Origin of the sequence: Methyloceanibacter stevinii, from assembly GCF_001723355.1 — a bacterium.
Taxonomy (GTDB): Bacteria; Pseudomonadota; Alphaproteobacteria; order Rhizobiales; family Methyloligellaceae; genus Methyloceanibacter; species Methyloceanibacter stevinii.
Map to the genome: position 1 here is coordinate 564,106 of NZ_LPWE01000010.1, position 17,441 is coordinate 581,546.

The 17,441-nt window shown below is 62.3% G+C and carries 17 protein-coding genes and 1 pseudogene; 9 read left to right on the plus strand and 9 right to left on the minus strand.

Going from position 1 to position 17,441, the window contains the following annotated elements:
• Positions 1-111 precede the first annotated feature (111 nt).
• Positions 112-1,359, plus strand: a complete 1,248-nt coding sequence (locus AUC70_RS06600; protein WP_158007387.1) for an NAD(P)/FAD-dependent oxidoreductase — start codon at positions 112-114, stop codon at positions 1,357-1,359.
• Between the two features lie 561 nt (positions 1,360-1,920).
• Here AUC70_RS06600 and AUC70_RS06605 read toward each other — a convergent pair.
• Together AUC70_RS06605 and AUC70_RS06610 are read right to left on the minus strand one after the other, a co-directional pair.
• Positions 1,921-2,553, minus strand: coding sequence for a Rad52/Rad22 family DNA repair protein (locus tag AUC70_RS06605; RefSeq protein WP_069444100.1), 633 nt, complete (start codon positions 2,551-2,553; stop codon positions 1,921-1,923).
• Positions 2,550-3,056, minus strand: a complete 507-nt coding sequence (locus AUC70_RS06610) for a siphovirus Gp157 family protein (protein WP_069444101.1) — start codon at positions 3,054-3,056, stop codon at positions 2,550-2,552. The genes AUC70_RS06605 and AUC70_RS06610 overlap by 4 nt, the downstream gene beginning before the upstream one ends.
• Before the next feature lie 66 nt (positions 3,057-3,122).
• On the opposite strand from AUC70_RS06610, the gene AUC70_RS06615 reads away from it, so the two are divergent.
• Positions 3,123-3,365: a helix-turn-helix domain-containing protein gene (locus AUC70_RS06615; RefSeq protein ID WP_069444102.1), complete on the plus strand. Its 243-nt coding sequence runs from the start codon at positions 3,123-3,125 to the stop codon at positions 3,363-3,365.
• Between the two features lie 86 nt (positions 3,366-3,451).
• Here the strand turns inward: AUC70_RS06615 and AUC70_RS06620 are convergent, their stop codons facing one another.
• On the minus strand, positions 3,452-4,063 hold the full coding sequence (locus AUC70_RS06620; RefSeq protein ID WP_069444103.1) for a hypothetical protein: 612 nt from the start codon (positions 4,061-4,063) through the stop codon (positions 3,452-3,454).
• Between the two features lie 121 nt (positions 4,064-4,184).
• On the opposite strand from AUC70_RS06620, the gene AUC70_RS06625 reads away from it, so the two are divergent.
• Positions 4,185-4,673 carry a CDP-archaeol synthase gene (locus AUC70_RS06625; RefSeq protein ID WP_069444104.1) on the plus strand — a complete coding sequence of 163 codons (489 nt, stop codon included), beginning with the start codon at positions 4,185-4,187 and terminating at the stop codon, positions 4,671-4,673.
• Here AUC70_RS06625 and AUC70_RS06630 read toward each other — a convergent pair.
• The 5 genes from AUC70_RS06630 to AUC70_RS06650 form a co-directional block, all read right to left on the minus strand.
• Positions 4,667-5,614 carry a metallophosphoesterase gene (locus AUC70_RS06630; protein WP_069444173.1) on the minus strand — a complete coding sequence of 316 codons (948 nt, stop codon included), beginning with the start codon at positions 5,612-5,614 and terminating at the stop codon, positions 4,667-4,669. The genes AUC70_RS06625 and AUC70_RS06630 overlap by 7 nt on opposite strands.
• Positions 5,615-5,749: 135 nt before the next feature.
• Complete coding sequence (locus tag AUC70_RS06635; RefSeq protein WP_069444105.1) at positions 5,750-6,877, minus strand: NAD(P)/FAD-dependent oxidoreductase; 1,128 nt, start codon at positions 6,875-6,877, stop codon at positions 5,750-5,752.
• A gap of 18 nt (positions 6,878-6,895) precedes the next feature.
• Positions 6,896-7,615, minus strand: coding sequence for a right-handed parallel beta-helix repeat-containing protein (locus tag AUC70_RS06640; protein WP_069444106.1), 720 nt, complete (start codon positions 7,613-7,615; stop codon positions 6,896-6,898).
• Positions 7,612-7,902 carry a glycosyl hydrolase family 28-related protein gene (locus AUC70_RS16195; protein WP_083241331.1) on the minus strand — a complete coding sequence of 97 codons (291 nt, stop codon included), beginning with the start codon at positions 7,900-7,902 and terminating at the stop codon, positions 7,612-7,614. The genes AUC70_RS06640 and AUC70_RS16195 overlap by 4 nt, the downstream gene beginning before the upstream one ends.
• 135 nt (positions 7,903-8,037) lie before the next feature.
• The gene (locus tag AUC70_RS06650; protein WP_069444108.1) at positions 8,038-9,162 is read right to left on the minus strand and encodes a DegT/DnrJ/EryC1/StrS family aminotransferase; all 1,125 of its coding nucleotides are present in this window, start codon (positions 9,160-9,162) and stop codon (positions 8,038-8,040) included.
• Between the two features lie 249 nt (positions 9,163-9,411).
• Here AUC70_RS06650 and AUC70_RS06655 point away from each other — a divergent pair, with 249 nt between their 5' ends.
• Together AUC70_RS06655 and AUC70_RS06660 are read left to right on the plus strand one after the other, a co-directional pair.
• A complete protein-coding gene (locus AUC70_RS06655) occupies positions 9,412-10,053 on the plus strand; it encodes a DUF6600 domain-containing protein (protein ID WP_141701993.1) in 642 nt (213 codons plus the stop codon).
• Between the two features lie 47 nt (positions 10,054-10,100).
• Positions 10,101-10,493: a hypothetical protein gene (locus AUC70_RS06660; RefSeq protein WP_069444110.1), complete on the plus strand. Its 393-nt coding sequence runs from the start codon at positions 10,101-10,103 to the stop codon at positions 10,491-10,493.
• A 1,048-nt stretch (positions 10,494-11,541) separates the two neighbouring features.
• Here the strand turns inward: AUC70_RS06660 and AUC70_RS06670 are convergent.
• Complete coding sequence (locus AUC70_RS06670; RefSeq protein ID WP_069444112.1) at positions 11,542-11,955, minus strand: hypothetical protein; 414 nt, start codon at positions 11,953-11,955, stop codon at positions 11,542-11,544.
• 257 nt (positions 11,956-12,212) lie between these two features.
• Here AUC70_RS06670 and AUC70_RS17910 point away from each other — a divergent pair.
• The 4 genes and pseudogenes from AUC70_RS17910 to AUC70_RS06690 all read left to right on the plus strand — a co-directional run.
• Positions 12,213-12,674: pseudogene (locus AUC70_RS17910) on the plus strand (efflux RND transporter periplasmic adaptor subunit); the annotation flags it as partial.
• 47 nt (positions 12,675-12,721) lie between these two features.
• The gene (locus AUC70_RS06680) at positions 12,722-13,672 is read left to right on the plus strand and encodes an efflux RND transporter periplasmic adaptor subunit (protein ID WP_083241333.1); all 951 of its coding nucleotides are present in this window, start codon (positions 12,722-12,724) and stop codon (positions 13,670-13,672) included.
• A 3-nt stretch (positions 13,673-13,675) separates the two neighbouring features.
• Positions 13,676-16,864, plus strand: a complete 3,189-nt coding sequence (locus AUC70_RS06685) for an efflux RND transporter permease subunit (protein ID WP_069444115.1) — start codon at positions 13,676-13,678, stop codon at positions 16,862-16,864.
• Between the two features lie 3 nt (positions 16,865-16,867).
• Positions 16,868-17,413, plus strand: coding sequence for a potassium channel family protein (locus AUC70_RS06690; protein ID WP_069444116.1), 546 nt, complete (start codon positions 16,868-16,870; stop codon positions 17,411-17,413).
• Positions 17,414-17,441: the final 28 nt, after the last annotated feature.

A 17,441-nucleotide genomic window follows, 5' to 3' on the forward strand; every position in this document is an offset into this window, starting at 1 on the left:
AGTCCAGGGCTGTTGGGAGCCATCACCCAAGTACAGCGCTCGTGTAACAGGCGGCCAAACTTGACCGGGCCCTGCCGCAAAGCCAATTATGGTCTGATAGAATCATGGAGCATGAGTATCAGTTTGGGTTCCGCCCAAGTGTCAGCCGTGCAGCACGATTTTGCGATTATTGGAGCAGGACCCGCGGGGTCGGCGTGCGCCAATGCGCTTTTGCTCGAAGGCGCGTCGAGCGTCGCCCTCATCGACCGGGCGCGATTTCCGCGAGACAAAATCTGCGGCGACGGGATCGGGCCGGGGATCATCGCTATCCTCGATGCACTCGAGCTAAGGCACATCCTGGTTGGACACCGCCGTGTCACGCAGATGGTGATGACGAGCCCGTTCGGCGGCCGTATGACCCTCAACGACAATGAGATTAGCGGCCAATCGCCGCTTGGCTATGTCATCCGGCGCACGGAGTTCGATCACGCGCTGGTTGCCGCTGCCGTCCAACGGGGTTGTGCCGACATGACCGGCTGGAGCTTGGAGGCGGCCGACTACGTCAATGGCAAGTGGCGGCTCGACTTGGAGGCCACTGACAACAGCGAAACTCGCTCGATTACAGCGGACGTGTTGATTGGCGCCGATGGGGCGACATCACGGGTGCGGCGGCTGTTGGGTCAGCCCTTCAATCACGAGAAGCATGTTTCGGTTTCGATGCGTATTCTTGCGCGCACTGAGCCGGAGTTCCCCGCCCGCCAAGAACTGAATGTTGAACAAGAATTGCCGATCCCAGGCTATGCCTGGAACTTCGCGACGGGCGCCGGCACCGTGAACGTGGGCTTTGTCTGCGACACGCCTACCTATAAGGCCCATGGGCGCCATTTGCGGGAGATCCTTGAGACCTACAAAGGTTTGCTCCCCCACAACTTCGCCTATGACGACACCACCCGTCATTCCCAGATCCTGCCGCTCGCCTCCCAGATGCCGCCGCTTGCTTACCCGGACGTCAGCGCGGCGCTCATCGGGGATGCCGCCTCGATGATCAATCCGCTGACGGGCGAAGGCATCTTCTACGGCATGGAGGCAGGTCTCCAGTTGGGACGACGACTCGCCCGCGCCCCGAAGAGCCATGAGGGCAGGGCGCAGGCCCTTGTCGCCTATGAACGCACCTTCCGCCGCCAGTTCACCGCCCACTTTCGAGGGAACTACTACTTACGCAAGCTCATTGAGAAGCCGGCCCTTTTCGATCGCATGCTTCGGGCGGGCGCGAGAGACACCGATCTGTGCTGCGACTGCATCGAATACATGATGGGTAATGAGAGCGGCGTCGGTAAGAAGCCGCTTTACCAGCTCGCGCTCAGGACGCTGTTCGCCTGAGCACTTTTGGTCTGCAAGTTGGCCGCTCAGCCGCGTTGACAGGGCAATGGGGCCGTCGAGCCCTTGGGCGCCTCTTCTTCTGAAGCGGCTCCTCGACTTTGTTCCCATAGGTCTCGGGCGATGGTGAGAGGGTCCATGTCGCGGTCTCGCCACCAGGTTTCTTCTTTGCCCACTCGGTGGACATCCGTGTGATGGATTGCGCAAAGGGGCACGGTGAACTCATCGCTGACCTTCAAGCTGAGGCCCCGTGATTGCGCATGACGGAGATGGTGGGCATGGGAGGCTTGCGGCCACAGATGATGCAAGGTTGGCTTGCCACGAATTTGAGATGCTGTTTGCTTCGGATGCGTTTGGGTTCGCTGATCGTCAGAACGCTCTTGTCCACGGGCTGCCGCGCGCCATCTGCGCTCTTGGAATCTGGGGCACTTTCGCCCCCATGGTCTTCGGTTTCAGCTGCCCGGCCATTGTCCCGATTTGGTGCCGCGATCGTTACAGCGCAGCGTTTGAGGTGGGCAATCAGGTCAGCGGTCACGCTGGACTGGTCCTGGTCGGCTTGCCTCGTTACCTTATTGACGCCCGGACCGCTTCGAGGTTCTGTTCCCACACCTCGAAAAGAGCCTCGATGGTGGGAGCTGCGCCCATCGCTTCTTTGAGAGCCTTGGCAAAATCGGTTGGCGTCTCGAAGGTGGAAGTCGGATTTGCGTTGGCTGACCTAAGACACCAAGAGCGCGAGGTTTCGTCGGCGTCCTTCTTAGACGGACGGACTCCACTTTGCGCAGGGTCGTAAAGTGCAAGACCAAAAGGATTGCCGAACGTGGCGAGCGCGCGTTTTGTTGCATCGGTCTCGGCAGACTTCAGGGCAATCTCGTGAGCTTGTCCCGGGCTTACCGCCCTGGACTCGCCGGACCCTGAGCCTTCCCTTACGATGACGATATCGCCGGCCCGGACTGAAATGCGTACCTTCGCCGTATAGGCGGCCATGTAGTAGCGACCGCTACTTCCGGTCCACACGCAGCGACTGGAGACCGTATGACGGTCCCAAGCGTCATAGCCGAAGATCCTGTTGGCTTCTGAAATGGCATGCCAGCCTTCAATGTAATTCAATGTGGCACCGTTCTCGGTGCGTGACTTGACGTGATCCGCGGCAAGCTTGGCTTTCAGCTGACGGGCTTGGCTTGCTGAAAATGCCATCATCTTGTCCTCACTGACAGAACGGGCCGTGGATTGCCTAGCTGAGCACCTGGCACGTCGGTGGAGCGCTTCAGATCTGCGAGGAGAGACTGGCGGTCGAGCTTTGGGTCCTGTGGCACCCAATAGGTTTCTGGAATCACAGCTTCGTCGACGACCACAAGGCCGGGAAGGCCGGCTCTGGATGAAACGGTGAAGTCGGGTTGCTCCAACTTGTTGAGCCCGACTTCCGTCATGGCCTCGAGGCAAAGTTGGCGCTTCTTTTGGGAACGCTCCTTCAGGCGCGACAGGCGCTCTTTCATTTCATCAAGTCTTTGCCGCAAACCGCTTTGAAGTGCTTCATCCACTAGCGCGGAGCGGATTACGGCAGCTATCATCTCATTTAAGTCGGTGATTCCCTCGAGCGTGTCTGCCAGGGTATCGTCGTCCAGAGAGGGATAGTCGTTCAACAGCCGGTCTTTCAGCTGGCAATATTTGGTCGTCTCAAGAGAGATTTGGTGATTGCTCATCGTTTCGGCTCCATATGCGCCACTATCGGCACATAAAGTGCCATATATGGCACGATGTGTCAACTCATGCTAGTCCCAGCTCAGATCCGGGCCGCGCGAGCCTTGCTAGGATTGAGTCAGGGTCAACTCGCGGATTTGGCGGGGATCGGAGTCAGGACGGTTAAGAGGATCGAACTCGCGGACGAATTATCAGGGGCGGCTCGAACGAACTGGAAAATCCAGACGGCCCTTGAGGCAGCGGGGATCGAATTCATCTCGGCAGAAGGAGGAAGGGGGCCAGGCGTGCGTCTGAGAACTTCAAGCCTCTGAGGTGCCTACCGCGAAGGCTGTGTCAGACGTCGTGGGTGAGGGGGAATATTGCAAAACGAACCCAATTGCTGCAGCGCAATAGCGGTTTATTGCCCCTCGATCGTTCGTGTTGCTTGTGTCTTAGCTAGCCGTGCGGATTGAAGCCCATGAAGCAAGCTCAGGGTTTTCATTACCGCATTCATCAACCCCGTTTCGTGTCGCGTCACAACACTGAGCATCTCGTTTGCCCTGCGCCGTCTGGCTTCAAGGCGCGTCTCAGAATTATCTGCAATTCCAAAAGGCTGGCCCTGCGCGCTCTCGCGGGACGGTGCGTCCTCAGCCTTGATTGCAAGTTCCTCAAGTTGGTCTAGCTCTTGATCCGTGAAGGACGAGATATCCCAATTCATGAATATTCGGCCGAGAATGCCACTCATCACTTGTGCTTCGACAGATGGAACTCGGCGTAGACGCCAAAGTAAGCCAGCCAAGCGGTCCACTAACTCGCATTCCATGGTGCCTTGTGGGTCGAAGTCAGCCATGAGGCCGTCGCGGAAGACGTTAAAATCGTCTGGTGTCTCGCCGCGGATCACGATTTCCTCAGCTGTCAGGCCATGCTTCCATGCATTCTGACGAGACCGGGCCTTTCCAATCTGCGTTTTTGGGCCCGTGCTCTTTTTTGAGTTCGATCGGTTTGCGGCGATCTGCTTCTCCGAAGGCATCTGTTCTCCTCTTCCATCGGCGACTTGTTCTCAATGCAATTTCAGACGGTATCTTTGATGACTTCGCCCTGTGCGTACAAGATGGTTCCCCTCATCAACCGGCAATGCCGCAGTCTGTGACATGCAGCTATTGTTGCTGTTTCAGCTGCTCACTCTGGTTGTTGTGGCGAATGCGGTCCCGGTTTTTGCCAAGAGGTGCTTTGGGCCGGCTACCGCATGGCCGTTAGACGGCGGCCTCGTGCTATCTGATGGTCAGCCTTTGCTAGGTGCATCCAAAACCATTCGCGGCATCCTCCTTTCGATGGTTCTGACGCCTGTCGTCGCGATGCTCATTGGATTGAGTTGGCAGGTCGGCGTGGTCGTTGCGTTCTCCGCCATGGCGGGAGATCTCGTCTCGAGCTTCCTAAAGCGACGCATGGGGCTGCGCGCCAGCGATCAAGCGATTGGGCTCGATCAAATTCCGGAGTCCCTCCTGCCGCTTCTCGCGGCCCGATGGCTGCTTCCCGTCACAACCGTTGATATTCTCGTAGGTACGGCTCTGTTCATCGTCGGAAGCCTAGTCGTCTCCCGCCTACTGTTCAGGCTGAACATGCGGGACAAGCCCTACTGATCAGAGAGTTGAAGGCGGTGAAGGGTGATCTCAGGTGGGCAGTTGAACCGAACCGGCACGACTGACGAACCAGCGCCCGCCGCCGTGTATCCGACCATGCTGTGGTGTCGCCAAGCGCCGGAGCCCAACGCTCTCGGCAAGACGGCACTGAGCGTTAGGGGAATGCCACCGGGCAGGCAGAATTGCCCCCCATGGGTGTGACCGCTGACCAGCACATCGAAATCCGCATGAGCGGCTTGCCGATAGATCTCCGGCGTGTGTGTAACGAGTACCGAGAAGTCCTCGTGGGGAATGCCTTCGGCGGCCTTCTCGATATTGTCCGCCCGGTAGAAGTGGGCATCGTCAATCCCCACGATGTGGATGCGATCCTCGCCGCGCCTGATTGTCTCGGCCTCGTTCATCAGCATCCGGATGCCCATGTCCTCCAGTGCGGGGAGCATGCGAACCGAATCGTGATTGCCGAGGACGCCATAGACAGGTCCCTTCAACGCCGAACACACACGTCTCATGCCGTCAACGGCGGCGTCGTGCGTCCCCCAGGTTTTGGCTCTGTAGTCGCCGGTCAGAAGACAAACGTCGTACGGAAGGTCCTCGACGAGCCTCATCACTTCCGTCATGGCATCGGCGCTGTACTCCACATGGAGGTCGCTGATCTGAAGCATGGTGAAGCCGTCGAAAGCCTTCGGCACGTGCGGCGTAGCGATGACATTGTCTTTGAGGACAACCTTGGCGGCGTTGCGCCGCCCGCGCCAATAAAGCCCGCTCGCCATCAGAACCGCACGAATGATCGTGTGGCCGATCGGGAGGTTCTCGATGTGGAAGAAGTTGATGCCCTGTCCGAAGACTTGCGCCTCGTGATCGTTCTCGACGCCGAGACGCTGGCGCGCATGACGGCGCCCGAGGCGCTGTTCGAGCTGCTTTAGGATTCGGTCCTCTGACATCTCATTCTCTAAGACCATTGGATGTGCGGTGCGGACAGGTCCGATACGAGAAGACTAGAGGCCAACTCTATCAGCAGCCTCGGGACGAAGCATATGAGGCCGATCAACAGAACAGATCTGGAGCACCTTAGGGGCTCAAGCCACGAGATCGGCAACGTAGTCCCCGATCGCGAGGGACGATGTCAGCCCCGGGGAGTCGATGCCGTAGAGCGCGACGTAGCCGGGGTGTCCCGTCTCGTCGGGCCCTTGGATGATGAAGTCGGCGAGGGGCTCCCGAGGTCCGGAGGTGCGCGGACGGATGCCGGCGTAGGCGGGCTCCAGCGAGCCGTCCGGCAGGCCCGGCCAGTAGCGCCGGATGGCGCCGTAGAACGCCGCGCCGCGGCCGGGGTCCACGTGGTAGTCGACATCCTCGACCCACTCGACATCGGGGCCGAAGCGCACCTGTCCGCCGAGATCGAAGGTGAGGTGGGTGCCGAGGCCACCTTCAGGTGGCACGGGGTAGATCAGATGCCGGAAGGGCGCCCGGCCTGTCAGGGTGAAGTAGCAGCCCTTGGCGAGGTAGCGGGGCGGGATGGTCGAGGGGTCGAGACCGGTAAGGTTCCGTGAGAGCTCCCAGGCGCCGAGCCCCGCGGCATTGATGACCAGCCGGGTTTCGATCTCGGTGGGGTCGTCGCCGCCGATGCTCAGCCGAGTTGCTCCGCCTTCGAGTGATCCGCCAACAAGTGAGCCACCGAGGACCGGCGCCGCGCATTGCACCAGCGCACCGGCGTTCTCGGCGTCTCCTTGGTAGGTCAACATGAGGGCGTGCCCGTCGACGATGCCGGTCGACCCGGACTGAAGTGCCTGCGTTCCGGCGAGGGCGGGTTCCATCACTTCGAGGCGCGATCTGTCGATCAGCTCGACTTCCTCGACGCCGTTGGCGAGGGCGCGCCGATGGAGCGCCTCGAGCGCAGGGACTTCCTCCCCGTTCGCCGCCACCACGAGTTTGCCGCAACGGCTGTGGGGAACGCCGCGCTCCTCGCAGTATCGATACAGCGCGCGGCGGCCTTCGACACAGAACTTCGCGCGCAAGCTGCCTGGGGGGTAATAGAGGCCGGCGTGGATGACCTCGCTGTTGCGCGACGATGTCTCCTGGCCGACGTCGGAGCCGCGCTCCAGAACCAGAACCTCACGGCCAGCCTGTGCGAGCGCACGCGCAATGGCGAGCCCGACGACCCCTGCGCCGACGACTATTGTCTCAACCTTGTCCAGAGGGGCGTTCATCGCTGCCGCGCGCGGAAGCTACCAGAGCCGCCTCTGCGCCTCGCCCTTGCAGGGTTTCTGCATCCCGATCGTGTGCTTGGGGCGCGCCACCTTCTCGAACATCTTCATATCGACGCGCCTGAATGGCTTGTACCGGTTGCTGCAAATATGGCTCTCGGCAACACGGGGGGCGTACTCGATCAGCAGCGGGCGCGCGCCGTCGAATTCGTTGTTTTGAATCTGCACGCGCGAGATGCGCGCCTTCTTGCCGGCGATCATGATGCCGCCGCCCTCGTTGTTGATGAAGACCGAGCTCTCGATGCGGACATTAGTGATGGTCTGCTTGGGATTGTCGGGCTCAAGATCAATGCCTGCGGCGGGCCGGGTGCCTTGCGTGTCCCGGAACATGGACCGCGTCACCAGAATGCGGTTGCCGTGAATGATGGACAGGCCCTGCCGCCGGTTGCGCTCCGCCCGGACCCCACACAGCGCAACGTCTTCCGCATCGGAGATATGGAAGCCGTCACCCCATAACTCCCTTGCGCGCACATTCGAGATCGTGACGCGCTTTGAGCCCTTCATGATGAAGATGCCCATGCCCCACTCGCCGCCCTTGCCCTGATGAGTGCGGCGGTCGCCGACAATCGTACCCCCCGTCACGGTCACATCTTGAGCGTCGGAAATTCGCAGGACCGTGTAGTGGGGCTTCTTGGTCGGAAACATCTTCAAGACTGCCTTGGGGTGCATCTTGAAGGTCATGTTACTCTTAAGGCTGAGGCGGTTCTTGGTGTCAGTGTCGACCCGGTAGCGCCCGGCGGCAGATAGACCGTGCCACCCGTGCCGGCGACTTTATTGATCGCGCGCCGGATGGCCTTCGTGTCGTCCGCGCTGCCGTTGCCCTTCGCGCCCATGGACTTGACGTTGACCGTCAGCTTGGACGTGGGGCCGGCATTGCAGCCTCTATACGGTGCCGCCGTGGCCTGGCTGACCGGCAGGATGGTCAGGCAGAGAATCAGAAGGGCGCTTATTCGAGTAAGACTGGTCAAGGCTGTCTGTGGTGTTCCCTCTTATACGCTGACGAGCATTTAACACGCTCGACCCTGAATATGACATGAACACCGCTCCTTCGGCGGTGGTTCCCCCTCGAAGCGGCACAAATGGGGCGTTGCGGCCCTTCTCGGCTAGGCCACAGCCTTGCGAATCACCTCCGCGACCCGCCGCGCGTCGTCGTCGGGCAGGTAGGGATGCATCGGCAGGCTCATGACCTGATGGCAGATGGTCTCGCTGATCGGCAGAGAGCCCTCGCCGCCGCCATAGGGTGCGTAGGGCGCCTGAAGGTGCATCGGCTTGGGATAGTAGATGGCCGACGGGATGCCCGCTTCGTTGAGCGCCGCCTGGATGTCGGCGCGCCGGTCCGACTTGATGGTGTATTGCGCCCAAGCCGACTGGCGTCCCGGGATGCGCTTCGGAACCGTCACCGCGTCCTTGAGCTCTTCGTCGTAGATGGATGCGAGGTGATCGCGGGCCGCCAACTCGTCGTCGAGGATCGGCAGCTTCACCGAGAGGATCGCCGCCTGAATGCTGTCGAGACGGCCGTTGATGCCGATACGGGCGATTTCGTAGCGGTCGGCGCCCTGGCCGTGCACGCGGATCGACTTTAGGAGCTCGGCGAGTTCGTCGTCGTCGGTCATGATGGCGCCGCCGTCCCCGTAGCAACCCAGCGGCTTCGCCGGGAAGAAGCTGGTGCAGCTCACATGCGCGAGCGAACCGACACGCTTGCCGTCATAGACGCCGCCGAAGGACTGCGCCGCGTCGTCGATCAGATGCAGCTGCTCCCGATCCGCAAACGTGTTGAGTTCGTCCCAATCCGCAGGCAACCCAAAGAGATCCACGGCGAGGATCGCCTTCGGCGTCAACTTACCTTCCGCGCGGGTCGCGGCGATCTTTGCGTCGAGATCGGCGAGGTCGAGATTGAAGCTGTCTTCCTCGACGTCGACGAACACGGGCGAGGCGCCGACGAGGATGATCGCCTCGGCGCTGGCCGTGAAGGTGAAGGACGGCACGAACACCGCATCGCCCGGCCCGATGCCGTAGGCGATCAGGGGCATGATGATCGCGTCGGTGCCGCTGGAGCAGGAGATCGCATGGCGGACGCCGCAATACTCGGCGAGTTCGCTTTCAAGCTTCGTGACTGCCGGGCCGAGAATGTAGCGGCCGTCGTCGAGAACATCCTGGATCGCGTCGGCGATCTGCGGCTTCAGCCGCGCATATTGTGTCTTCAAGTCGACAAAGGGGACGCCCGACATCAATCTTCCTTCTCATCTTTGTGCTGCGGTTCCCGGCTCTCGAAGTCGAGCGTCTGGGCAGCGCTTTCCCTATCCAAGTCGGGAGGCATCGGCAAGGGGACGCATCAACACGACGCAGCGCCGTATCTGACCTGAAACGTCCCCTTGGATGGGCAAACTCGCCACGTTCAGACTGGGTTCAGGTCGGGACCTCCACCCTGGGCTCCAATATGGTCTCCCGAGCCGAGCGGTGGGGCCGTGGAGGTCTTGATGAACCGCTTGCTCATGGTTTGCGTGATGGCGATCGCCTCGATCGCCGGCGGCACGCTGGTTTCCGGCAAGGCGAACGCGGGCGGACCAGCCGCCCCCTACGCCGCAGCCGATTTCCAGATCGACGAGTTTTACGATGCCCTTGCTCCGTATGGCGATTGGGTCGCCGACGAGCGTTTCGGGTATGTTTGGTACCCGAACGCGGTCCAGCAGGGTTGGCGCCCCTACACGGTCGGCAATTGGGTCTTTACCGACGAACACGGCTGGTATTGGGATTCGCCCGAACCGTTCGCCTGGGCCGTCTATCACTACGGGCGCTGGGGCTACGATGCAGAGTACGGCTGGTACTGGGTTCCCGGCGATACGTGGTCTCCGGCCTGGGTGCAGTGGCGCTATAGCGACGACTATGTCGGCTGGGCCCCCGAGGCTCCGGTCAGGACCGTGGGCTATGGCGGCTACGGAGCACCTTATGGCGGCTACCGGGACTACGGCTACAACGACGGGCTGTCCTATTTCGGCCTCGGCCTGTCCTCCGGCGGTTTCGGTTTTTCCGTCGAGAGCTACGACGCTACGACGACTATGGCTATGGCTCCGCGTATGGAGCGCCGAGGCGCTACGCGCCGCGCGCCTACGCACCCGTAGCCGATGCCTGGACGTTCGTCCGGCCCCGCTATCTCGTATCGCCGGCCGTGCGGAGCTATGCGGTTCCGCGCACGAGCATCTCGCTGGTGTTCAACTCGACGAAGACCGTGTACCGGCCGCATTACCGGAACGGCGCCATCTATAACGAGGGCTTCCCCCGCGCGCGTTGGTCCCGGGTCACGCGACGGCACCTCGAGCCGTATCGCGTCCACCGGGCCGCACACCGGCCTGGCCCCAACAGAGGCTGGGCCTATGGCCGGGGCAACCGGGATCTGCATGTCTATGCCCCTCGGGTGAAGAAGAACGCCGGGCCGCGCCGTCCGCCGAAAAAGGTCGCGCAGAGGTCCGCACGCCGGAAGGTTGCCGCGCATCAGGGCGCGGAAAGCCATCGGCCCGCAGGAACGCGCCGCGCTATGTGGCCCCGTCCCAGCCGCGGCTGACGCCCTTCGAACGGGCGGCGGCGGTCAAGCCCTCCTACGTCCAGCGGAAGCAGCTCGAGGAGCAACGCCGCCGGCCGCCAGCCGCGCGCGCATCAGGGCAGCAAGCCCAAGCAGGGCGCTTCAAAGGCAGCTAACGCCAGGCCAAAGCCCAAGGCCAAGCCCAACAATGCGCGGCCGCAGGCGAATGGGCGCCCGCAGCAAGCCAATCGCGGTCCCGGGCGGGGTCCTCGAGACGGCAATGGAGCCGGTCGTGCGCGCAGTACCCAGAACGGGCCGGCCGACCGCCGCCATGCCAGCCGCAAGCCGGACGGCGCGGGCGGGTCGCAGGCCCGGCGCGGCCCGAGCGTCGGCCCGATGCCCGGACCCGTCCGAGCGGACCGCCGCAGGCCGCGGCGCGACGGCCAATAGGCCCGAGGGCACAGGCCGTCAGGGGGGTGGACCCCACAGCAAGCAGCGCCCCGGTCCGAAACCCCCAGGCCAAAAAAGCCCTCGGCAAACCAGGGTCACGCCCATAGGCCGCCGGGACCGAAGCCACAGGCACAACGCCCGCCGGCGAGGCGCGATGCCGCCAGTAAGCCGCAAGGACCGACGCCTCAGGCGCAGCGGCCTCCGGCCAAGAGGCCCCAGGCCCGGAAACCCTCGTCGAAGCAGGCCCACGCCAACAGGCCTCCGGCGCCGAGGCCGCAGGCGAAACGGCCTCCGGCAAGGAGGGACGCCGCCCACAGCAAGCCGCGGGGACCGATGCCGCAGGCGCGGAAGGCCCCTCCGAAGAAGGTCCAAGAGAAGGTCCAAGCCAAGCGCCGCAGGGCCCGAGACCCCAAGCGATGAGAGCGGCGCCCAAGAGGCCTCAGGCCAAGAAGCCTCAGGCCAAGAGGCCCCAGGGCCCGAGGCCGCAGGCGAAAAGACCCGCGGCAAGGAACACCCAAGCCCAACGGCCGCGCGGACAAAATCCGCAAAACAAAAAGTCAAAAGGCAAGAAGTCGAAAAACGGGTCGGGCAGGTCCTAGCCGCGCCACGGGACGCGCGCCTGTCCGCGACGGCTAGCGGGTCAGTCGCCTGAGAGCTGACCCGGCTGCAACGGCTTCTCCCGGCGGCATGTCGCCATAAGGTTCATGCCCCCGCACACGGCCTTAGCTTTCCAATAATCGAAATCCGCGTCGTCGACAGGGTCGTCGCAAACCTCGGAGACGGGGTTCTCCGCCGCGCGTTTCAACGAGCAATAGCGCCAGCTCTTCCTGTCCTTGTCATCGACGATGTAGAGGCGGCAGTAGCCGTCCTTCGGCACCTGCACGTCGAGCTTGTGCCGCCAGACCTTGCCTGCGTCGGTCTCCACTTCCTCGATGAAGCAGCCGTTGACGCCGTCGCGGCGCTCGGCCTGGGCCGGCATCGCGCCGAGCACGACGCAGGCGGCCGCTGCGGCCAAAAGGCGGACGTTGGAACGCATCCGGCGAACGGTCGCCATGTGGTTGTTCTCCCTAGAGCGAGCCTAGTTTGGAACGGCTCTGGTTTGATGGGTGTCACGATGCGGATCGGTGACCCGAATGTCGGCCTTATGACTGTTCTGTGCAAGTTTCCACAAAATCATGGGGTCGCGGTGGCACGTGGATTGCGGTAGGTCATGTTTTGTCTCCCGTTCCTAGTGAGGTAGCATCGCGCCACACGGATTGGGTCAAGCTGCGCAAGAGGGGTCGAATGGGTCAGTGGGGTCGTGTTGCGGGGATGAGCAAGGCGCTACTGCTACTTGCGCTGCCTCTTTTCTTGAGTGCCTGCTCCGACGGCAAAGAGACCGGAAAGGCGAACGAACCTCTTCCGGGCATCGTGGCGGAAGTGGTCACGGAGAAAGAGGTCAGCGACGAGACTACGTTCGTCGGCCAGACGCGGTCCTCCCAAAGCGTGGACATCCAAGCGCGCGTCAAGGGCACGCTCCTGGAGCGGCCCTTCGAGGAAGGGCGCCAGGTCAAGGAAGGCGCCGTTCTCTACAAGATCGATCCGTCGCAGTTCGAAGCGGATCTCCTTTCGGCTCAAGCGACCCTGGCCAAGGCGCAAGCCAGCTCCGACGAGAAGAACCTCACCCTCGCGCGCTACCAAGCCTTGGTCGACAAGAACAGCCCTGGCGTCAGCGAGGCGCAATACGACATTGCCTTGTCCCAGGCCAAGCAGGCGGACGCAGAAGTTAGTGCCGGCAAGGCGACGTCGCCAACGCCAAGCTCAATCTCGGCTATGCGACCATCACCTCGCCCCTCAACGGCCGGGCCGGCATCTCGGCGGTCGATGTGGGCAACATCATCGGGCCCGAAAGCGGCGTGCTCGTCACGGTGGTTGCGCTGGACCCGATCGAGGTGGACTTCTCGATCGGGGAACGCATCTACCTGAACTATGTGGAGGCGAGGGAAGCCGGTACGGCGAAAGACTTCACGCCGCGGATTCGGCTGGCGGACGGCAAGCTCTATCCGCACAAGGGCAAGGTCTATGTCGTCAACAACGAGGTCGACCCGACGACAGGCACCATCGCCATCCGTTTGAAGTTCCCGAACCCGGACCGCCTTCTGTTGCCGGGGCAGTATGTCACCGTCCTTCTGACGGACGCGAAACCCGACAAGCAGGTCGTTGTTCCGCAGGCCGCCGTTCAGCAGAATCAGTCCGGCCCATTCGTCCTTGTCGTCGACAGCAGTGATCAAGTGCAGTCGCGCGCCATCAAGACCGGTCAGCGGGTGGGCACGGGGATTGTCGTGACGGAGGGTTTGGTTCCGGGTCAGACGATCGTCGTCGAGGGCATCCAGAAAGTCAGACCGGGTGCGAAGGTCAAAGTGACCTATCAGAACCCGTCCGGAACGGCTGAGAATGTCGACAGCAAGCCGACCGCCGATGGCACTGGCGATGGCGGTCAGCCGTCGGATGATCAAGGCACCTCCGGGGATACGGATTCCGGTGCGACCGGCGCCGATAAGTCCAGCGGCGCCGAAGCCAAGGACTCAAAGCCTGAGGACGCAAAGCCCGAGGACTCGAAGCCCAAGGACGCCAAACCGGACGCCTCATCGAAGCCTTCCGAGGAGCCACAAGCCAAGCAAGACGACAAAGCGAAAGGCGCGGACGGCAAAGACACGGATCCCGCGCCCGCTTCCTCGTCCGATTCCGGCAAGGATGAAAAGACGGACACGAATACGGAGGCGAAGCAGTAGACCGTGCTCAGCGCCTTCTTCATAGACCGTCCCAAATTCGCGTTCGTCATCGCCATTGTGACCACGCTTGTCGGCGTGCTGGCTCTGATGGTGCTGCCGGTCGCACAGTTTCCCGAGATTTCGCCGCCCCAGGTGCAGGTGACCGCAAGCTATCCGGGCGCCAATGCGAGCGTGGTCGCCGAATCCGTGGCCGCCGTCATTGAGGAGCAGGTCAACGGCGTCGAGGGGATGAGCTATATGTCGTCCCAGAGTACGAACGACGGCAGCTACACGCTCACGGTGACGTTCGGCATCGACACGGACGGCGACATCAACCAGGTCAACGTTCAGAACCGCGTTGCCCAGGCTTTGCCGCAGCTCCCCGAGGAGGTTCAGCGCCAGGGCGTCACGACGCAGAAGACGTCCACCACGATGCTCATGGTGGTGTCGATCTATTCTCCGAAGGGCACCTACGACAGCATCTTTCTGTCGAACTATGCGAGCATCAATGTGCTCGACACCTTGGCGCGGACACCCGGGGTCGCGCAGGTCAGCAACCTCGGTGCGCGCGACTACAGCATGCGTGTTTGGCTGCAGCCCGACCGGATGACGAGCCTTGGATTGACGGCGACCGACGTCATCTCGGCAATTCGCGCACAGAACATTCAGGCGGCGCCCGGAGCGCTCGGCGCCGCGCCGACTTCGCCGACGCAGCAGTTCCAGTACACGCTCACCGCTCAGGGGCGTCTCGATACGGTTTCGGAGTTCGAGGACATCATCCTCGTGGCCAAGCCGGACGGCACCGTGGTCACGCTCAAGGATGTCGCCCGGGTGGAGCTCGGGGCGCAGAACTACGGTTGGTTCGGCGAACTGAACGGAAAGCCGGCCGCGCTCCTCGCCGTGTATCAGCTCTCCGACGCCAATGCGCTCAACGTGGCCGATCAGATTCGGGCGGAGATGGAAGTCTTGGCGCAGCGCTTTCCCGACGATGTCGCCTACCAGGTTACCTACGACACCACGCTCTTCGTGACGGCGTCGATCAAGGAGGTCGTCGTCACGCTGTTCCAGGCCTTGGCCCTGGTGATCTGCGTGGTCTTTATCTTCCTCCAGGATTGGCGCTCGACGCTCATTCCGGCCATCGCCATCCCCGTCTCGCTGATCGGAACGTTGGCGTTCCTGCTGGCAATGGGGTTCACCATCAACACGATCAGCCTGTTCGGCCTCGTGCTCGCCATCGGCCTCGTGGTGGACGACGCCATCGTCGTGGTCGAAAACGTGCAGCGGCATATCGCCGACGGACTCGAGCCGCGAGAGGCGACGAAGGTCGCCATGCGGGAAGTCACGGCTCCGGTCATCGCGACCACACTCGTCCTGCTCGCCGTGTTCGTTCCGTCCGCCTTCACGCCGGGCATTACGGGCCGGCTGTTCGTCCAGTTCGCCGCGACGATCTCGATCTCGGTGCTGTTGTCGTCGATCAATGCCCTCACGCTCAGCCCTGCGCTCTGTGCCGCCGTTCTGAGGGAGCCAAGAAAGCGACCTGGGGACCGCTGGCCTGGTTTCGAGAAGGGACTGGAAAAATCGCGCAATGGCTACAACTCAATCGTCCGCCATCTGATCCGCAGAACGATCCTCGGTCTGGTGATCATCGCCGGCATGATCGGTGCGACTGCTTTCCTCGGCATGACCACCCCAACCGGGTTCATTCCGCAAGAAGATCAGGGCACGGTCTATGTGAATGTGAGTCTGCCCGACGGGGCCGCCCTGCCGCGGACGGCCCAAGTCATGAAGCAGGTCGAAAAGATCCTCGAGGACAACCCCGGCGTCGAGAACATCATCTCCGTCGGCGGCTATTCCATTCTGCAAAGCACCGTGATGCCGAATGCCGCGTTCCTGATCGCGGTTCTAAAACCGTGGGACGAGCGGACGACAAAGGAACTCAGCCTGCGCGGAATCATGGAATCGATCGGCCCGCAATTCGCCGCCATACCGCAAGCCACGATCATTCCTTTCGTGCCTCCCGCCATTCCCGGGCTTGGCAACACAGGCGGCTTCGAGTTTGTGCTTCAGGACACCCAGAACCGGCCGGTGGGGGATCTCGCTTCGGCGCTCAACGGGTTCATCTACACCGCCAATGGAGATCCCGTACTCACCGGCGTCTTCAGCACATTCACGGCGAACTCGCCCCAGTACTTTGTCGATCTCAATCGCAAACTGGCCGAAACGAAGGGCGTCAGCGCGGAAGACCTCTTCACCGTGCTCAATGCCAATATCGGTACGTACTACGTCAACGACTTCAACAAGTTTGGCCGGGTCTACCAAGTCTACCTCCAGGCGGAGCAGGACAAGCGGGAGAAACCGACCGACGTCGGAGACCTCTACGTTAAGTCGACCAACAACGCGATGGTCCCCGTCCGCTCGCTGGTGACCCTGGAGCCCTCGCTCGGCCCCGACACAATCCAGCGCTACAACATGTTCAACTCCGCCACCATCAACGGCAACGCGGCGGCCGGCTACAGTTCGGGCCAGGCGCTCGACGCCATGGATACGCTGGCCGCAGAGAATCTGCCGGAAGGCTACACCTATGAGTGGACGGGCATGTCCTACGAAGAGGTCAAGGCGGGAGCGGCCGGCAATGCCGTGTTCCTGCTCTCGATCATCTTCGCCTACCTCTTCCTGGTCGCGCAGTACGAGAGCTGGACCATTCCCATGGCGGTCATGCTCACGGTCGTATTCGCCGTCTTGGGTGCGCTCCTGGCTCTGCGCCTCACCGGCATCGCGCTCAACACTTACGGTCAGGTCGGTCTGATCCTGCTTGTCGGTCTCGCGGCCAAGAACGCGATTCTGATCGTCGAGTTCGCCAAGGAGAAACGCGAGGCGGGCGAACCGATCGTACAGGCCGCCGAGGAAGCCGCGTCCTTGCGGTTCCGCGCCGTTCTGATGACGGCCCTGTCCTTTATCCTGGGTGTGCTGCCGCTTGTTCTGGCGACCGGCGCCGGCGCAGCCTCGCGTGTCTCGGTCGGCGTGACGGTTTTCGGCGGCATGCTGTTCGCGACGATCATCGGCGTCAGCTTCATTCCGTTCCTCTATGTCGAGTTCCAGCGCTTGCGGGAGTCTGTCAAGAAGAAGAGCGGCGACACCCCGACAACCTCTGAAGGCTCCGATACGCCGGGCGGACCCGGAACCACGCAAGACCCGGCGCCGCAGCAGACCTAAGTCATGCACTTCGAGATCATCATCGGCGGCGCCATGATCGTCATTACGACGGTCATCCAAGGCGTGTTCACCATGGTGGGCGTGGAGTACATGCGCGACTATGCCGACCGGCACAACGAGCCCGCGCTCATCTGGTCGACGCTCCGGCTGGCGGTCTTCGTTCTGTGGCTGTTTCTCGCCACGATCATCGAGGTGTGGGTCTGGGCGGTGCTCTATATCTCCCTCGACGCCTTCGACTCCTTCGAGACCGCGCTCTACTTTTCGACCGTGACGTTCACCACGCTCGGCTTCGGAGACATTGTACTTGAGGACGAATGGCGGCTGCTATCGTCGTTCGAAGCCGCCAACGGCCTGCTGATGTTCGGCTGGTCGACGGCGCTGGTGTTCGTCGGCGTACAGTGGACGTCGAGAACCGGGCTCAGCATCGCCGCAAGCGGACGCCCCGCAGTTGATCCTCCTGCCGAACTAGCCGCAGGTCCCAAGCTCGCGGTACGCAACGTCAATTCAGCGGACGACGACGTCAGAACACGCGTTGGAGGACGTAAATAGTGTCGCCCGGCTGGACGGGATAATCGGT

Bases quoted from the DNA above. Each gene is read 5' to 3' on its own strand.
- AUC70_RS06600 (WP_158007387.1), top strand. From the start codon at position 112: ATGAGTATCAGTTTGGGTTCCGCCCAAGTGTCAGCCGTGCAGCACGAT.
- AUC70_RS06605 (WP_069444100.1), bottom strand. From the start codon at position 2,553: ATGATGGCATTTTCAGCAAGCCAAGCCCGTCAGCTGAAAGCCAAGCTT.
- AUC70_RS06610 (WP_069444101.1), bottom strand. From the start codon at position 3,056: ATGAGCAATCACCAAATCTCTCTTGAGACGACCAAATATTGCCAGCTG.
- AUC70_RS06615 (WP_069444102.1), top strand. From the start codon at position 3,123: ATGCTAGTCCCAGCTCAGATCCGGGCCGCGCGAGCCTTGCTAGGATTG.
- AUC70_RS06620 (WP_069444103.1), bottom strand. From the start codon at position 4,063: ATGCCTTCGGAGAAGCAGATCGCCGCAAACCGATCGAACTCAAAAAAG.
- AUC70_RS06625 (WP_069444104.1), top strand. From the start codon at position 4,185: ATGCAGCTATTGTTGCTGTTTCAGCTGCTCACTCTGGTTGTTGTGGCG.
- AUC70_RS06630 (WP_069444173.1), bottom strand. From the start codon at position 5,614: ATGTCAGAGGACCGAATCCTAAAGCAGCTCGAACAGCGCCTCGGGCGC.
- AUC70_RS06635 (WP_069444105.1), bottom strand. From the start codon at position 6,877: ATGAACGCCCCTCTGGACAAGGTTGAGACAATAGTCGTCGGCGCAGGG.
- AUC70_RS06640 (WP_069444106.1), bottom strand. From the start codon at position 7,615: ATGACCTTCAAGATGCACCCCAAGGCAGTCTTGAAGATGTTTCCGACC.
- AUC70_RS06650 (WP_069444108.1), bottom strand. From the start codon at position 9,162: ATGTCGGGCGTCCCCTTTGTCGACTTGAAGACACAATATGCGCGGCTG.
- AUC70_RS06655 (WP_141701993.1), top strand. From the start codon at position 9,412: ATGAACCGCTTGCTCATGGTTTGCGTGATGGCGATCGCCTCGATCGCC.
- AUC70_RS06670 (WP_069444112.1), bottom strand. From the start codon at position 11,955: ATGGCGACCGTTCGCCGGATGCGTTCCAACGTCCGCCTTTTGGCCGCA.
- AUC70_RS06690 (WP_069444116.1), top strand. From the start codon at position 16,868: ATGCACTTCGAGATCATCATCGGCGGCGCCATGATCGTCATTACGACG.